The sequence below is a fragment of the Mesorhizobium sp. NZP2077 genome (genome assembly GCF_013170805.1).
Classification (GTDB): Bacteria; Pseudomonadota; Alphaproteobacteria; order Rhizobiales; family Rhizobiaceae; genus Mesorhizobium.
In genome coordinates this window covers 1,124,054-1,139,645 of record NZ_CP051293.1, presented here as the reverse complement: position 1 = coordinate 1,139,645, position 15,592 = coordinate 1,124,054, and the positions used below count along the sequence as shown (strand labels likewise).

At 64.6% G+C, this 15,592-nt stretch carries 11 protein-coding genes; 7 read left to right on the top strand and 4 right to left on the bottom strand.

What is annotated here, in order from left to right:
• The first annotated feature begins 129 nt into the window (after positions 1–129).
• Positions 130–795, top strand: a complete 666-nt coding sequence (locus HGP13_RS05525; RefSeq protein WP_172222513.1) for an HAD-IA family hydrolase — start codon at positions 130–132, stop codon at positions 793–795.
• Positions 796–958: 163 nt separating this feature from the next.
• On the opposite strand, the gene HGP13_RS05520 is transcribed toward HGP13_RS05525, so the two are convergent.
• Positions 959–1,180 (bottom strand): DUF1674 domain-containing protein, encoded by a 222-nt coding sequence (locus tag HGP13_RS05520; RefSeq protein ID WP_172222512.1) that lies wholly within the window; start codon positions 1,178–1,180, stop codon positions 959–961.
• Positions 1,181–1,285: 105 nt separating this feature from the next.
• Here HGP13_RS05520 and htpX point away from each other — a divergent pair, with 105 nt between their 5' ends.
• The 4 genes from htpX to purH all read left to right on the top strand — a co-directional run bounded on the left by htpX (position 1,286) and on the right by purH (position 7,246).
• On the top strand, positions 1,286–2,305 hold the full coding sequence (gene htpX / locus HGP13_RS05515; protein ID WP_172222500.1) for a zinc metalloprotease HtpX: 1,020 nt from the start codon (positions 1,286–1,288) through the stop codon (positions 2,303–2,305).
• Positions 2,296–3,684 (top strand): RsmB/NOP family class I SAM-dependent RNA methyltransferase, encoded by a 1,389-nt coding sequence (locus HGP13_RS05510; RefSeq protein WP_172222497.1) that lies wholly within the window; start codon positions 2,296–2,298, stop codon positions 3,682–3,684. The genes htpX and HGP13_RS05510 overlap by 10 nt, the downstream gene beginning before the upstream one ends.
• A gap of 136 nt (positions 3,685–3,820) precedes the next feature.
• Entirely contained in the window at positions 3,821–5,545 is a 1,725-nt protein-coding gene (locus HGP13_RS05505; protein ID WP_172222495.1) for a heparinase II/III family protein, read from the top strand.
• An 84-nt stretch (positions 5,546–5,629) separates the two neighbouring features.
• Positions 5,630–7,246 carry a bifunctional phosphoribosylaminoimidazolecarboxamide formyltransferase/IMP cyclohydrolase gene (purH, locus tag HGP13_RS05500; RefSeq protein WP_172222492.1) on the top strand — a complete coding sequence of 539 codons (1,617 nt, stop codon included), beginning with the start codon at positions 5,630–5,632 and terminating at the stop codon, positions 7,244–7,246.
• Positions 7,247–7,398: 152 nt separating this feature from the next.
• Here the strand turns inward: purH and HGP13_RS05495 are convergent, their stop codons facing one another.
• Both HGP13_RS05495 and HGP13_RS05490 read right to left on the bottom strand, forming a co-directional pair.
• Complete coding sequence (locus HGP13_RS05495; protein ID WP_172222489.1) at positions 7,399–8,775, bottom strand: MFS transporter; 1,377 nt, start codon at positions 8,773–8,775, stop codon at positions 7,399–7,401.
• A gap of 198 nt (positions 8,776–8,973) precedes the next feature.
• Complete coding sequence (locus tag HGP13_RS05490; protein WP_172222487.1) at positions 8,974–13,764, bottom strand: NAD-glutamate dehydrogenase; 4,791 nt, start codon at positions 13,762–13,764, stop codon at positions 8,974–8,976.
• Between the two features lie 137 nt (positions 13,765–13,901).
• Between HGP13_RS05490 and HGP13_RS05485 the strand changes: the two genes are divergently transcribed.
• A complete protein-coding gene (locus HGP13_RS05485) occupies positions 13,902–14,465 on the top strand; it encodes a peroxidase-related enzyme (protein ID WP_172222484.1) in 564 nt (187 codons plus the stop codon).
• A gap of 136 nt (positions 14,466–14,601) precedes the next feature.
• Complete coding sequence (locus HGP13_RS05480) at positions 14,602–14,928, top strand: hypothetical protein (protein ID WP_095204347.1); 327 nt, start codon at positions 14,602–14,604, stop codon at positions 14,926–14,928.
• Positions 14,929–14,937: 9 nt separating this feature from the next.
• On the opposite strand, the gene HGP13_RS05475 is transcribed toward HGP13_RS05480, so the two are convergent.
• Positions 14,938–15,552, bottom strand: coding sequence for a LysE family translocator (locus HGP13_RS05475; RefSeq protein ID WP_172234618.1), 615 nt, complete (start codon positions 15,550–15,552; stop codon positions 14,938–14,940).
• Between the last annotated feature and the right edge of the window lie 40 nt (positions 15,553–15,592).

Below are 15,592 nucleotides of genomic sequence, written 5' to 3'. Positions count from 1 at the left end.
CTCAAACGTCGCAGTTGTGCCCTGGTTCCCTGGATCGTCCCAAAATACGCCTCGTGCCTTTCCATGTCAGCGCCTTGACGTTACGGTTGCGTCCTCCCTCGACACACTCCCCGGACTTCAAGGAAAATCATGTTTGCTGGCAGAAAATTCGCCGCCTTTCTTTTCGACATGGACGGCACCCTCATCAATTCCATCGCCTCGGCGGAGCGGGTGTGGAGCGAATGGGCACGCCGGCACCGCCTCGACGTCGCGGCCTTCCTGCCGACGATCCACGGCGTGCGGGCGATCGAGACCATCACCAACCTTGCCCTTCCAGGCGTCGACCCGGCGCATGAGGCCGACCTGCTGCTGCAGGCCGAGGCAGCCGATCTGGACGGCATTGTCCCGATCCCCGGCGCCGTGGCGTTTCTCAAGGCGCTGCCAAGCGAAAGCTGGGCCATCGTCACCTCGGCGCCACGTTCGTTGGCGCTTGCACGCATGCAGGCTGCCGGCATTCCTGTCCCTGGGGTCATCGTTGCGGCGGAAGACGTTTCCCGTGGCAAGCCGGCCCCCGACTGCTTCCGGCTTGGCGCACAACGGCTCGGCGTCGATGCGCGCGACTGCCTGGTGTTCGAGGATGCTCCGGCCGGTATAACCGCGGCTGAGGCGGCGCAAGCTTCGGTCATGGTGATCAACGCCACCCACGCGCACCCGGTGCAAACGCCACATACTGCGATCGCCGGCTATGACAATGTCGGCATCACAGTCGACGAGCGCGGCTGGCTGGCGCTCGAACCACAGCGCAACGCTGCCTAACGATGCAACGCAACGCCCGTCTAAAGGTGTGTTGAGATTCAGGTCAGGCCGAGTCGAAAGCGATGGTTTCCGAGAACCGGAGCGGAGCGTACTAAGTACGTGAGCACCGGAAGCGCAGGAAACCAACGCTTGCAGGCCAGCCTCACCTGAATATCAGCATACCTTAGAAGTCGCTAGTCAGGCCCTTGACCTCCCAGTCGCCATAGCGGCCGGGTTCCTTGCCGCCACGGCCGCCGATTTCCCGGGGCAGCGCGGCTTCCTTCTCGCGATAGTCTCGTCGCCGTGCCTCTGCCTCGGCCAGCGCGCGGCTAGCGGCTGGTGTCAGCTCCTTCGGCGAGGCGTCGCCATCGGGTTCAGCGCGCGTTTTACTGGTTTCGTCGGTCATGCGATATTCCCCACGGATTGAAACAGGGGCAGGCGTTTCCCATCATATAGCGATGAACCCGCAGGGATCGACCCCCTTTCACCACCGGTTGGACAGGAGCAGACGATGAACACTTTGCGCACCGCCATGCTTCTTGCCGCGATGACGGCACTGTTCATGGGCGTCGGCTTCCTGATAGGCGGTTCAGGCGGCATGATGATCGCCTTTGTGATCGCCGCCGGCACCAATCTGTTCAGCTACTGGACCGCCGACAAGATGGTGCTGTCGATGAACCACGCCGTCGAGGTCGATGAGAAGAACGCGCCCGAATATTACGCCATCGTCCAGGCGCTGGCCAAGCAGGCCGGGCTGCCGATGCCGAAAACCTATCTGATCGACAATCCGCAGCCGAACGCCTTCGCCACCGGCCGCAACCCGCAGAACGCCGCGGTCGCCGCCTCCACCGGCCTGTTGCAGCGGCTTACCCATGAAGAGGTCGCGGCCGTCATGGCGCACGAACTCGCCCACGTCCAGCATCGCGACACGCTGACCATGACCATCGTCGCCACCTTTGCCGGCGCCATCTCGATGCTCGGCAATTTCGCCTTCTTCCTCGGCGGCAATCGCGACAACAACCCGTTCGGCTTTGTCGGCGTGCTGGCGGCGATGATCGTGGCGCCGTTTGCCGCCATGATCGTGCAGATGGCGGTCAGCCGCACCCGCGAGTACGAGGCCGACCGGCGCGGCGCCGAAATCTGTGGACACCCGCTGTGGCTGGCTTCCGCGCTTGACAAGATCGCCCGTGGAGCAGAACGCATCCCCAACCCCGATGCGGAGCGCAATCCGGCGATGGCGCATCTCTTCATCATCAATCCGCTGCATGGCGAGCGCATGGACAGTCTGTTCTCCACCCACCCGAGCACCGACAACCGCATCGCAGCGTTGCAGGAGATGGCGCGACAGATGGGCGACAGTGCATCGCGGACGACGCAGCGTCAGACGCCAATGCAACCGCAGGCGGAAGAACAGCAGCCGTCAGGCCCGTGGGGTCAGGCAGCGCAGCCCGAGCAGCCGGCAGAACGGGCCGAACCGAAGTCCAATCCGTGGGGTCGCAACCCGACCGGGCCTAAAGGCCGGTGGTCGTGAGCGTGGCGGCACATCGGCGCACGGGCTCGGGCGATCAGGATCATGGAGACTGCGGCGAATTCGTCGCCGGTCTCGCCGCCCGCAAGGCGGCGGCGCGCCTGCTTGCCGCCGTCATCGATGCCAGGACGCCGCTCGACGGCCTGACCGACCACGAAAACGGCCACCCGCAATACAAGACGCTCGATTTGCGTGACCGTGGCCTGGTGCGCGCCATCCTGGTCACAGCATTGCGCTTCCGCATGACCATCACGGGGCTGCTGGCAAAGCGGCTGGAAAAGCCGCTGCCGCCCAATGCCACCGCTTTGTCGCACATCTTGCATGTGGCGGCGGCGCAAATCCTGTTCCTCGACATCCCCGACAGCGCTGCCGTCGATCTGGCGGTGACGCATGCCAAGTCCGATCCGCGCACGCAGCGCTTCTCCGGCCTGGTCAACGGCGTGCTGCGCACGCTCGCGCGGATCAAAGAGAGCGAGCTTCCGACAGCCCTTGCCGCCACCGACGAAGCGCCAAAATGGTTTTCCGATCGGCTGAAGGCCACTTACGGCGCCGATAAGGCGAAGCTAATTCTCGAAGCCCATCGCGTTGAGGCGCCGGTCGATTTCTCGATCAAGGCCGATCCTGAATTCTGGGCCGAAAAACTCGGCGGCATTGTCTTGCCGACCGGCACGGTGCGCGTGGAAAATCTTGCCGGCGCTGTCACCGAACTGCCCGGCTTCGCGGAAGGCGCCTGGTGGGTCCAGGATGCCGCCGCCAGCCTGCCGGCTAGGCTGTTCGGCGATGTCACAGGATTACGCGTCGCCGATCTCTGCGCCGCACCGGGCGGCAAGACCGCTCAGCTCATTCTCGCCGGCGCTAAGGTCACCGCTGTCGACACCTCGAAGAACCGGCTGGCGCGACTGGCGCAGAATCTCGACCGTCTTGGCCTGTCAGCCGAAATCGTCCAGGCCGACCTGCTCAAATACGAGCCAGCGGAACTGTTCGACGCCGTGCTGCTCGATGCGCCGTGCTCGTCGACCGGCACGGTGCGCCGGCACCCCGATGTGCCATGGACCAAGACGGCCGCCGATGTCGAAAAGCTCGCCGACCTGCAAAAGCGGTTGCTCGCCCGCGCCGTCACACTGGTCAAACCCGGCGGCCGCATCGTCTTTTCCAACTGTTCGCTCGACCCGCTCGAAGGCGAGGAGCTTTATCGGGCTTTCCTTAAAGAGACGCCGGCGATCCTCGACGATCCGCTGCGGCGAGGCGAGATCGCCGGCATCGATTCGTTCCTGACGGCGCAAGGCACGCTGCGCACCACCCCCGCCGATCTCGACCTCGGCGCGCCGGAGCGCTCGGGCTTGGACGGCTTCTTCGCCGCGCGCATGTGTCGAGCCGACTAACGATTTAACTACGCGTATTTGCTGACTTTTTTAGGGAGGGTATGGGGCACAGGACCCAACCCCAGGAATTCGCCTTCGCACGACTAGTGCAATCATGTAAACTCGGCGCCGGGGTAGAGGACGACCAGGAGGGCTTTTGGCACTCGTTGCCAGCAACACGACGCGTCTTTGGACGCTTGTCGCGAAGGAGTTCTGGCGCAAGACGCGCCGGCGCCTGCGTGCCGGGCCGGTCTATCGCTGGCGCTATTCCGGCCGCACGCCCGAACGTGTCCTGATCGCGCCACCGGACCTGCGCCTGGCCGACCCGCAGATCGCGCTTGAGATCTATTACGGCCGTTATCCCCTGTCAGGGCACCTGGTCGAAACCGGCGGCAAGTCGCCGTTCCAGATCAATGTGCCCAATCATGGCTGGCAGAAGACGCTGCATGGCTTTCGGTGGCTGCGCCACATGCGCGCCGCCGGCACCGAGCTTGCCGCGGCCAATGCGCGTGCGCTGGTGTCCGACTGGATCGCCATGCATGGCAACAACATTGCCGGTGTTGCCTGGGAGCCGGGAACGACGGCCAAGCGCATCATCGCCTGGCTGCAGCATTCCTCCGTCGTGCTGCAGGGTGCCGAATTCCCCTTCTATCGCGCCTTCCTGAAATCGCTGGCCGTCCAGATCCGCTACCTCAGGTCGATGGCGCGCGAAATGCCCGACGGCAAGGACCGGCTGCGGGCCCGCATAGCACTTGCCTTTGCCGCCCTTTCCCTGCCTGCGACGGCTTCGGCGCTGCGCGGCGCCACCCGCAACCTGGCCGAAGAACTCAACCGCCAGATCCTCGCCGATGGCGGCCACATCTCACGCAATCCGATGGCGGTGCTGGAAATCCTCGCCGACCTTTTGCCGCTGCGCCAGACCTATGCCAACCAGGCGGAAACCCCGCCGCAGGCGTTGATCGGCGCCATCGACCGCATGTTGCCGGCCCTGCGCTTCTTCCGCCACCAGGATGGCAGCCTTGCCCGCTTCAACGGCATGGGCGCCACCATCCATGACCGCATCGCCACCATATTGCGCCATGACGACACCGCCGGCGCGCCGCTGCTGCACGCGCCGCATTCAGGTTATGAGCGGCTGTCGATGGGCGGCGTCACCGTCATCGCCGACACCGGCCTGCCGCCGCCGGTCGACGTGTCCAACGCCGCGCATGCCAGCTGCCTTGCCTTCGAACTGTCGTCCGGCCGCCAGCACTATATCGTCAATGCCGGCATCGACACCTATGGCGCCGCCGAGTTCCGGCCGCTGGCCCGCGCCACCGCCGCGCATTCGACCGCCACCATCAACGACACCTCTTCGGCACGCTTCAGCCATTCGATACGGGTCAACGACCTGCTTGGTTCGCCGCTGATCGGCGGCCCGCAGCACGTGCAGTGCAAGCGCATCGACCAGAAGGGCGTCCAGGGCTTCATCGCCCGCCATGACGGCTATGTCCCGCGTTTCGGCTTCCTGCATGAGCGCGAGCTGAAGCTGTCGACGAGCGGCAACGTGCTGGCCGGCAGGGACCGGTTCCTGCGCCCCGGCAATGCCGCGATCCGCAACAATGGCCGCGACTTCATCACGGTGCGCTTCCATGTCCATCCCGACATCACCCTTTTGCAGGACGAGCACGACCGCCTGGTGCTGACCGCCGATCAGGCCGATAGCTGGGTGTTCACCTCAGGCGAAGTGGTGCCGGAGGTCGAGGAATCCATCTATTTCGCCGGTCTTGGCGGCCCGCGCCGCAGCCGGCAGATCGTGCTTGCCTTCAAGGCCTCGGACGTGTCCGAAGTCCACTGGCAGCTAACGCGCACCAGCATCGCCAGTTATCCGGAAAACAACTGAGGCGGCTCAGGCCGGTTTGATTTCCATGCGTCATGTGCTACGGCGCGGGCATCCACCACACCAGCCGTGAAAGGCCGCCAGCCCATGGCCGTCGCCGCCAAGAACATTCCCGCTCCGGATCTCGTTCCCGTCCGCCGTGCCTTGCTCTCCGTCTTCGACAAGACCGGCCTCATCGACTTCGCCAGGGCATTGGCCGCGGCCGGTGTCGAATTGGTCTCGACCGGCGGCACCGCCAAGGCGATCGCCGAGGCCGGGCTGGCGGTACGCGACGTCTCCGAGCTCACCGGTTTTCCCGAGATCATGGATGGCCGCGTCAAGACGCTGCATCCCTCGGTGCACGGCGCGCTGCTTGGCGTGCGCGACGACCCTGAACACGCGGCGGCAATGCGCAAACACCACATCGAGCCGATCGATCTCCTCGTCTCCAATCTCTATCCGTTCGAGGAAGTCCGCCGCTCCGGCGCCGACTATGCCGCGATCGTCGAGAATATCGACATTGGCGGCCCGGCGATGATCCGCGCCTCGGCCAAGAACCACGCCTATGTCGCCATCGTCACCGATCCCGGTGATTACGCCTCGGTGCTGAACGCGCTGGAAATGAACATCGGCTCGCTGTCGCTGGATTTCCGCAAGAAGCTGGCGGCCAAGGCCTTTGCCCGCACCGCCAGCTATGACGCGGCTATTTCCGGCTGGTTCGCCGAGGCGCTGGAGATCGAGCATCCGACCTGGCGCGCCTTCGGCGGCAAGCTGACCGAGGTGATGCGCTACGGCGAGAACCCGCACCAGAGCGCCGGCTTCTACGTCAATGGCGACAAGCGGCCAGGCGTCGCCACCGCGCGCCAGCTGCAGGGCAAGCAGCTCTCCTACAACAACATCAACGACACCGACGCCGCCTTCGAACTGGCCGGCGAATTCGATCCCGCCCGCTCCGCCGCCGTCGCCATCATCAAGCACGCCAACCCGTGCGGCGTCGCCGAGGGCGCCTCGCTCAAGGCCGCCTACGCCAAGGCGCTGGCCTGCGACCCGGTTTCTGCCTTCGGCGGCATCGTCGCTCTGAATCGCACCCTCGATGCCGAAGCGGCGCAGGAGATCGTGAAAACCTTCACCGAGGTCATCATCGCGCCCGACGCGACCGACGAAGCTGCGGCAATCATAGCGGCGAAGAAGAACCTGCGCCTGCTGGTTACCGGCGGCCTGCCGGATCCGCGCTCGCCCGGCACGACGGTCAAATCCGTTTCCGGCGGCATGCTCGTCCAGGGCCGCGACAATGCCGTGGTCGACGATCTCGAGCTGAAAGTGGTGACCAAGCGCGCGCCGACAGTGGCGGAAATGGCCGATCTCAAATTCGCCTTCCGCGTTGCCAAGCACGTCAAGTCGAACGCCATCGTCTACGTCAAGGACGGCGCCACCGTCGGCATCGGCGCCGGCCAGATGAGCCGTGTCGATTCCTCACGCATCGCCGCCCGCAAGGCGCTCGACGCGGCGGAAGCAGCCGGTATGGCCGAACCGCTCACCAAGGGCTCGGTCGTCGCCTCCGATGCCTTCTTCCCCTTCGCCGACGGCCTGCTTGCGGCAGTCGCAGCAGGCGCCACCGCCGTTATCCAGCCCGGCGGCTCGATGAACGACAAGGACGTCATCGCGGCGGCCGATGAGCATGGCATCGCCATGGTGTTTACGGGGGTTAGGCATTTTAGACATTAGCGCCGGCGGAGAGGCGTTCTGAGAATTCGCTCCGCTGAGTCGGATGGCGTGGGTTTCGAGAGCCGGAGCGGAGCGGACATTCAAGTCCGTGAGCACCGGAAGCGCAGAAACCCGCGTCAGGCGGCCAGCGGAGTAGAATTATCGAACGTCTCTCACTCCACCGGCTGATCCGCCGGATATGGCGTCTTGACCAAAATCGCCATGCCGATCGCCAGGAACAGGATGATCACCGCCATGCCGAGCCGCGCCGAATCACTCAGCGCGGTGATGGTCGCCACCATGAACGGCGCCAGGAAGCTGGTTGCCCGTCCGGCCAGCGCATAGATGCCGAAATAGCGGCCGGATTCCGCCGCCGTGACGCTGCGTGCCATGTAGGAGCGCGACGACGCCTGCACGGGGCCGAAGGCCAGCCCGATCAGCAGGCCATACATGATGTAGGCCTTTTCGGCCGCCGTACCGAACAGACCACCTGAGTCGGTGGTCGAGAGCTGGATCAGGCCGAGCAGCGTGAAGCCCGGACCGGTAGAGACGACGCCGACGGTTGCGACGGACAGCATGACCAGCGAAATCATCACCACCGCCTTGGAACCGAGCGCGGTGTCGAGCTTGGCGGCGATCCAGCAGCCGAAGATGGCGACGACGTTGAGGATGATGCCGAACATGCCGATCTCGGTGATCGACCAGTGGAACATGCCCGCCGCGAAGGTGCCGCCAAGCGCCAGCAGCGCGTTGACGCCGTCCTGGTAGATCATGCGGGCAACCAGAAAGCGGAAGATGCCGCCGCGCCTGCGCACCTCGGCCAGTGTCGATTTCAATTCCGACAGGCCCTCGCGCACCGCCGGCCCGATCGGGATGCCCTTGATGGCGTCGGGGGTGAAGAAGAACATCGGCAGGATGAACAGGAAATACCAGCCGGCCGACAGCGGCCCGGTGGCGCGCGCATCCTCGCCCAGTTTCGGATCGAGCCCGAACAGCGGGTCGATGCCGATGATCGTCTTGCCGGTCTCCGGCGAACCCGCCAGACAGGTGACGACGAAGATCAGCGCGATCATGCCGCCGAGATAGCCGAGGCCCCAGGCCGTGTTGGAGATGCGGCCGATCTCGCTCTTCGGCACCAGCCGCGGCATCATGGAATCGTTGAACACGGTGGAGAATTCCGCCGCCACCGAGGCCAGCGAGAACAGCGCCACGACAAGGAACAGATTCGAACCGGGAGCGGCGAACCAGAGCAGGGCAAGGCTGCAGATCTTGATCGCGGCGAAAAAACCGATCCACGGCTTGCGTGGCCCGGTCTGGTCGGCGATCGAGCCGAGGATCGGCGACAGTATCGCGATGACCAGCCCAGCGGCGGCAATGCCATAACCCCAGACGGCCTGGCCGGTGTTGGGATCGCTCGCCATGCGCGAAACGAAATAGGGGCCGAAGATGAAGGTGGTGACGACCGTGAAGAACGGCTGCGCCGCCCAGTCGAAGAACATCCATCCCCAGATGCCGCGCCCGGATGCACGCTGCACTGCTACCTCGGCCATATCCCCTCCACTCGCCTCATGTCGCTGGCGGTTTGCGCCATGTCTGCATGTTTTCCGATGGTCATGCAAACGAACAAGCGTCGCGGGCACCAACCCTTACTTCCCCTTGCGGGGAGGTCGGACCGAAGGTCCGGGCGGGGGTCGGCGCCGCCCCACCCCACGGCTTCGCAGCGGCCCTCCCCCCAAGGGGGGTAAGCCTCACATCCCCGTCAGATCGCTCATCAGCCCGGACGCCACCGACAGCCGCGACACGGTGATGTCGCCGCCTTCGGTCAGCGCCTGCAGCCGCTCGCGGATGCGCGCCGCCCGCTCGCCGCCGGCTTCCAGCCAGGCCGCGACCGGATCCGCCGTCTTGGCATGGCCGGTGAGTGCCGCCACCGCGATGCCGCGCCGTGCAGCACCGATCGTGTCGGTGGCGCGTGACAGCGCGAGTTGGTCATAGTAGTCCGACGGCGTGATCGAGCGCGCGGCGTCCTCGACACGCGGGATACGGAAAGCATCACTGACCGCGAAGAACGCCTTGGCAGCGGCGACGATGTCGGCATTTGCCATCCGCGCGGTCAGCGCGATGTCGGGGATCAATTCCGCCACCTCGCTCAGCGCCAGTTGCTCGGCGAGTTTTTCCGGTGCGCCGGCCTTGAACAGCCCGTGCCGCTTCTCCTCGATGCGTTCGCGCGAGAAGGCCGGCAGCAGCGAGACGAGTTTCGGCTCCAGCGCCTTGCGCGCCTCGAGCAGTTCGGCAATGCGCTGGCCGAGCGGTTCCGTGCCGGCATCGTTCTTCAGATACCAGCCGCTGGTCACATAGATCAGCCGGCTCACCATCTGGTAGAGATCGAGCTGCACCTGGCCGTCGATCTGGTTGTCGAGCGCGTCGATCTCGCGGTAGAGCGCCGGCAGCGCAAAGCCGTCACGCACCACGGCGAAGGTGCGCACCACATCGGCGGCGGTGCGCCCGGTGGCTTCCTGCAGCCGGTTGACGAAGGACGGGCCGCCGCGGTTGACCAGATCATTGGCGACGACGCGGGCGATGATCTCGCGGCGCAGTCGGTGGCCATGGATTTCGGCGGCGTATTTCTTTGCCATCCGATCCGGGAAATAGCCCATCAGGTCGCGATCGAAATGCGCATCGTCCGGCACGTCGCTGGCGACGATGTCGGAAAACAGCACGATCTTGGCATAGGCGAGCAGCACGCCGAGTTCGGCCCGGGTCAGCGGTTCGCCCCTCGCCTCGCGCTCGGCAAGGGCGGCCGGTGACGGCAGCGTCTCGACCACGCGGTCGAGCAGGCCGCGCGCTTCCAGCGCCGTCATGAAACGGCTCTGATGCGCGATGTCGGCAAGGCCGCGCTTGCGGGCGATCGAAAGTGCCAGCGTCTGCTGGTAGTTGTTGGACAGCACCAGCCCGCCGACCTCGTCGGTCATCTCGGCCAGCAGCTTGTTGCGGGCCGGACGCGTCAGCGATCCCTTGCGCATGGCCGAGGCCAACGCGATCTTGATGTTGACCTCGACGTCGGAGCAATTGACGCCGCCCGAATTGTCGATGGCGTCGGAATTGCAGCGGCCGCCATTCATGCCGAACTCGATGCGCGCCCGCTGCGTGACACCGAGATTGGCGCCCTCGCCAATCACCTTGGCGCGCACATCGAGCGCCGTGACGCGGATGGCATCGTTGGCGCGGTCGCCGACCTCGGCATTGGTTTCGGTGGAGGCCCTGAGATACGTGCCGATGCCGCCGAACCACAACAGGTCGACCGGCGCCTTGAGGATGGCGGTCATGATCTCGGCCGGCGTGGCGGTCGTTTTCCCAAGGCCGATTGCCGCCGCTGCCGCAGTCGGCAAGGTGATCGACTTCTGGCTGCGCGAGACGATGATGCCGCCTTCCGACAGCTTCGTCTTGTCATAGTCCTGCCAGCTCGAACGGGCGAGAGCGAACATGCGCTCGCGCTCAGTCATCGACGCAGCCAAATCCGGATCAGGATCGATGAAGATGTCGCGATGGTCGAAGGCGGCGATCAGCCTTGTCTGCGGCGACAACAGCATGCCGTTACCGAACACGTCGCCGGACATGTCGCCGACACCGACGACGGTAAAGGGCGAGGTCTGGATGTCGCGGTTGATCTCACGGAAATGCCGCTTGACTGCTTCCCAGGCGCCCTTGGCGGTGATGCCCATCTTCTTGTGGTCGTAGCCGGCCGAGCCGCCGCTGGCGAAGGCGTCGTCGAGCCAGAAGCCATGCTTCTCGGAGATGGCGTTGGCGGTGTCTGAGAAGGTCGCCGTACCCTTGTCGGCGGCAACGACGAAATAGGGATCGTCCTGGTCACGCCTGATCACGCCGGCCGGCGGAATGACACCGTCCAGCCCGATATTGTCGGTGATCGACAACAGGCTGGAGACGAAGTTCTTGTAGGCCGACGTGCCGGCCTCGAAGATCGCGTCGCGGCTGCCGCCAGCCGGAAGGCGCTTGGGGAAGAAGCCGCCCTTGGCGCCGACCGGAACGATGACGGCGTTCTTGACCTGCTGCGCCTTGACCAGGCCAAGCACCTCGGTGCGGTAGTCCTGGGCGCGGTCCGACCAGCGCAGGCCACCACGCGCCACCGGGCCGAAGCGCAGATGCAAGCCTTCGACCTCAGAGCCGTAGACGAAGATCTCGCGCCACGGCCGTGGCGCCGGCAGACCCTCGACCGCCTGCGATTCGAGCTTGATCGCCAGCGACTGGCCTTTCTGTTTCGTATCGGCAACGAAATGATTGGTCCGCAGCGAGGCTTCGATCAAATTGAGATAGCGGCGGATGATGGTGTCGTCGTCGATGTTGGGCACATCCTCCAGCGCATCCTTGATCTTCGCCTTGAGATGCTTTGCCGCCACCACGCCTTCGCCCTCGGCTGTCGGGCCAAGCCGGGCGATGAACAGCGCGTGCAGGCCGCGCGCGATGTCGGGATAGCGGTTGAGCGCCGCAGCGATGAAATCCTGGCTTTGCGGAATGCCTACCTGCTGCAGATAGCGGCCATAGGCGCGCAGGATGGTGATTTCGCCAGACCACAGGCCGGCGGTCTGGGCAAGGCCGTTATAGCCGTCATTGTCGACGTCGCCGCGCCACACCGACAGGAACGCGTCCTCGAACAGCGCGCCGCCATCGGTGAGGTCGATCGGCTTGCCGTAGCTGTTCTCCAGCTCCATGTCGTGGATGAAGACCGTCTCGGCGCCGTCCTCGCCAACTTCGAAAGTCCGTTCGCTGATGACGCGGAAGCCGATGTTTTCCAGCACCGGCACGCGCCTGGACAATGCCACCGGGCTGCCATGGTGATAGATCTTCAGCGACGCCTGATGCGGCTTCTGCTCGGCACGGCGATAATAGTCGATGGCGATCGGATTATCGGCGCTGATCTTGGCGATGCGCCCGGCGTCGGCCAGCGCCACCGCGGCGCTGAACGAATCGCGGTAGCTTTCCGGCAGCCTTGCGGCGATGGCCTTCAACGCCTGGTCGCCGCTACCGGCATCCGCCGCGTCGGAAAGGGCGTCCTCCCAGGTCCGCACGATGTCGCGGATTGCCGCCTCGATCGTCGCCTGCTCGACCTTCGGCGTCTTACCGCCGGAGCGGCCGATGATGAAATGCACGCGCGCCAGCCCGCCTTCGGGGAAGGCCGGGTAATAGGCCGACAGGCGGCCCTCGAACACGGTTTTGAGATAGGCGCCGATCTTCTCGCGCACGACGCTGTCGTAACGGTCGCGCGGCACAAAGACGAGGATCGAGACGAAGCGGTCGAACTGATCGGCGCGCACCAGCGCCCGCACCCGCGGCCGCTCGACCAGGCCGAGAATGGCCGCGGCGTGCTTGCGCAGGATCGGCACCGGCACCTGGAACAATTCGTCGCGCGGATAGCTTTCCAGCACGTTGATCAGCGCCTTGCCGGAATGGTCGTGCCGGTCGAAGCCGGACTTCGCGATGATGGTTTCGGCCTTGGACCGGAGATACGGGATCTTCATCACCGAGCGCGTGTAGGCGGTCGAGGTGAACAGGCCGACCATCCGCAGCTCGCCCGCCAGCGCGCCCTTGGCGGTATAGGTCTTGACGCCGATATAATCGAGATAGATGCGCCGGTGCACGGAAGACTTGGCATTGGCCTTGGTGACGATCAGCGGCTCCGGTCCATGCAGGAAGGCGCGGATTTCAGGCGTTGTCGTCACCGCTTCGGTGCCGCGCCGCAGCACCAGCACGTCAGGATCGCTGAGGATGCCAAGGCCCGGCTTGTCGGCGCGCTCCAGATTGCCGCTCTCCTCGCCGCCGGTGTATTTGAACTCGCGCATGCCGAGGAAAGTGAAATTGTCGTCGCGCAGCCACTCCAGGAAGGCGATCGCCTCGGCGACGCTCTTCTTGTCGAGCGGCACCGCCGAATAACGGAACTCCGAGATCGCCTGGTCGAGCCGGGCCAACATCGGCTTCCAGTCGTTGACGGCGGCATGCACCTGGCCAAGCATCTTGCGCAGCCGTTCGGTCAAGCCGTTCGCCGCCTCTGCCGTCAGCCGCGGGATATGGACGTGGATGACGCTCAGCCGGTCATGATTGCCGTCGTCCTTGGCGAAATTGCCGTCGCCGAGGATTTCATCCACACCGCGTTTGCCGTGGCGCACCGTGATGACTGGGTGGGTGACGAGCGTCGGTTCGCCTGATGCCTCGGTGATCTCGCCCAGAACGGAATCGAACAGGAACGGCATGTTGTCGTTGACGACCGTGATGACCGTGATCGGCCGGCCCTCGCGAACGACGCCCGAATCGGTCTCGACCGCAACGACGCACTCGCCCTTCTTGTGTCCTGCGACGGCCTGGCCAGCGAGGTCGGCGGCGCGTTCGAGGTCGGCCGCGTCATAGCTGGCGATGTCTTCGGCCGGCGCGCGGGCGAGCAGGTAGTCGGCAAACCTGGCTGGCCTTTCCTCCGCCTTTGTCGCTGATGTGGCTTTTTTCTTCGGCTTAGCTGCGGATTTCACGCTGGCCATGACGCTATTCCCTCCCGTCGAATGCTTTTACGACTATCGTAGCAGATGACCGCTGTTTGGCGACAAAGGTTTGACGGCTTGCCAAGAATTATCGGAATTCGGCAGCAAGCCATCACCAGACGAGGAGAAATGCTCCCATGACCGATAAAATCACCGCGCTCGATCTGGCTTCAGGTGAGCTGAGTGACGCAACAAAAGCCTATTTCGCCAAATGCGAGGAGAAGCTTGGCCTCGTTCCCAACGTGCTCAAGGCCTACGCCTTCGACGACAAGAAGCTGCGCGCCTTCACCGACATGTACAATGATCTGATGCTGGGCGAATCAGGCCTGTCGAAGCTTGAACGCGAGATGATCGCGGTCGCCGTCTCCTCGATCAACCATTGCTACTACTGCCTGACCGCGCATGGCGCGGCTGTGCGCCAGCTGTCCGGCGATCCGGCCCTCGGCGAGATGATGGTGATGAATTTCCGTGCAGCCGATCTGTCCCCGAAGCAGGCCGCAATGCTCGAATTCGCCGTCAAGCTGACCGAGGCACCGGCAAAGATCGTTGATGCCGACCGGGCCGCGCTGCGAAAGGCAGGCTTTACCGACCGCGACATCTGGGACATAGCCTCGACCGCCGCTTTCTTCAACATGTCGAACCGGGTAGCCGCGGCGATCGACATGCGTCCGAACGACGAATACCACGCCATGGCGCGATAGCGGATCGCAGCTGCTGCTCACCGCGCCATATATTAGCAATCGCGCATTCCCGTTGCTTCTCCGCCAGTTTGGTCCGATGATCGGCGCGCGGCATGACCGCATGCCGGTTCGATGCCGCTCACCAAGGGAGGAGAACATGGCGAAGTTTCTCTATGTCTATCACGGCTCCGGCAAGATGCCGACGAGCGAAGCCGAGCAAAAGGCGATGACCGACGCCTGGACAGGCTGGTTTGGAAAGCTCGGTTCGGCCGTTGTCGACCCAGGCAATCCGGTCGGCATGTCGAAGACCGTCCTGCCCGGCGGCAAGATAGAAAACAACGGCGGCAGCAACCCGACCGGCGGCTATTCGATCATCGAGGCCAGGGATATCAACGATGCCGCCGAGAAGGCCAAGGGCTGCCCGATGCTGGCCATGCCAAACTGCAATGTCGAGATCGCACCGATCATCAATATGATGGGCTGACGCTTCGCCTCAGGACCGCGCCGCGATGGCCGCCGCGGCACCGGCCATCGTCGTGGCGCTGATCCGGTTGGCGATCTTCATGGCGCGCTTGCTTTTCAAAAGCTTGCGCGCCTGCGAGGCGGCGAGCACCCAGGCGAGATCGATGGCGATCAAAACCACCGCCATGGTCGCCGTCAGCTCGACCCAGCCGACGACGCTGACCGAGGCGAGATCGATGATGGTCGGCAGCAGCGCCAGGTAAAACATCATGATCTTGGGGTTGCCGAGCGTCACTGCCATGCCGGCAAAAAACAGCTTGATCGCCGAATCCTCGCGCGGCATCTCGCCTTCCTTCGCCTCGACAGGCGCCGTCCACATCTTCCAGGCGAGGTATGCGAGATAGGCGACACCCACCCATTTCACGACAACAAAGGCGAAGTGAAAAGTCTGCGCCACCACAGCCAGCCCGAACACCGCCAGCGACAGCCAGATGCCCTCGCCGATCCACATGGCAAGCAGGAACGGGAACACGTCGCGAAAGCCTTTCGAGATGACGCGGGCGACGAGCGCGGCGATCGACGGGCCGGGCGAACCGGCGGCGACGAAGAGCGCGGCGGCGAAGATGAGAAGCGAGGTAAGGTGCATAGGCACTGCCTTCCAGCGGTTGAGCGGCGGACGATATCCG

Bases quoted from the DNA above. Each gene is read 5' to 3' on its own strand.
- HGP13_RS05525 (WP_172222513.1), top strand. From the start codon at position 130: ATGTTTGCTGGCAGAAAATTCGCCGCCTTTCTTTTCGACATGGACGGC.
- HGP13_RS05480 (WP_095204347.1), top strand. From the start codon at position 14,602: ATGGCGAAGTTTCTCTATGTCTATCACGGCTCCGGCAAGATGCCGACG.
- HGP13_RS05475 (WP_172234618.1), bottom strand. From the start codon at position 15,552: ATGCACCTTACCTCGCTTCTCATCTTCGCCGCCGCGCTCTTCGTCGCC.
- HGP13_RS05520 (WP_172222512.1), bottom strand. From the start codon at position 1,180: ATGACCGACGAAACCAGTAAAACGCGCGCTGAACCCGATGGCGACGCC.
- HGP13_RS05485 (WP_172222484.1), top strand. From the start codon at position 13,902: ATGACCGATAAAATCACCGCGCTCGATCTGGCTTCAGGTGAGCTGAGT.
- HGP13_RS05495 (WP_172222489.1), bottom strand. From the start codon at position 8,775: ATGGCCGAGGTAGCAGTGCAGCGTGCATCCGGGCGCGGCATCTGGGGA.
- HGP13_RS05490 (WP_172222487.1), bottom strand. From the start codon at position 13,764: ATGGCCAGCGTGAAATCCGCAGCTAAGCCGAAGAAAAAAGCCACATCA.
- htpX (WP_172222500.1), top strand. From the start codon at position 1,286: ATGAACACTTTGCGCACCGCCATGCTTCTTGCCGCGATGACGGCACTG.
- purH (WP_172222492.1), top strand. From the start codon at position 5,630: ATGGCCGTCGCCGCCAAGAACATTCCCGCTCCGGATCTCGTTCCCGTC.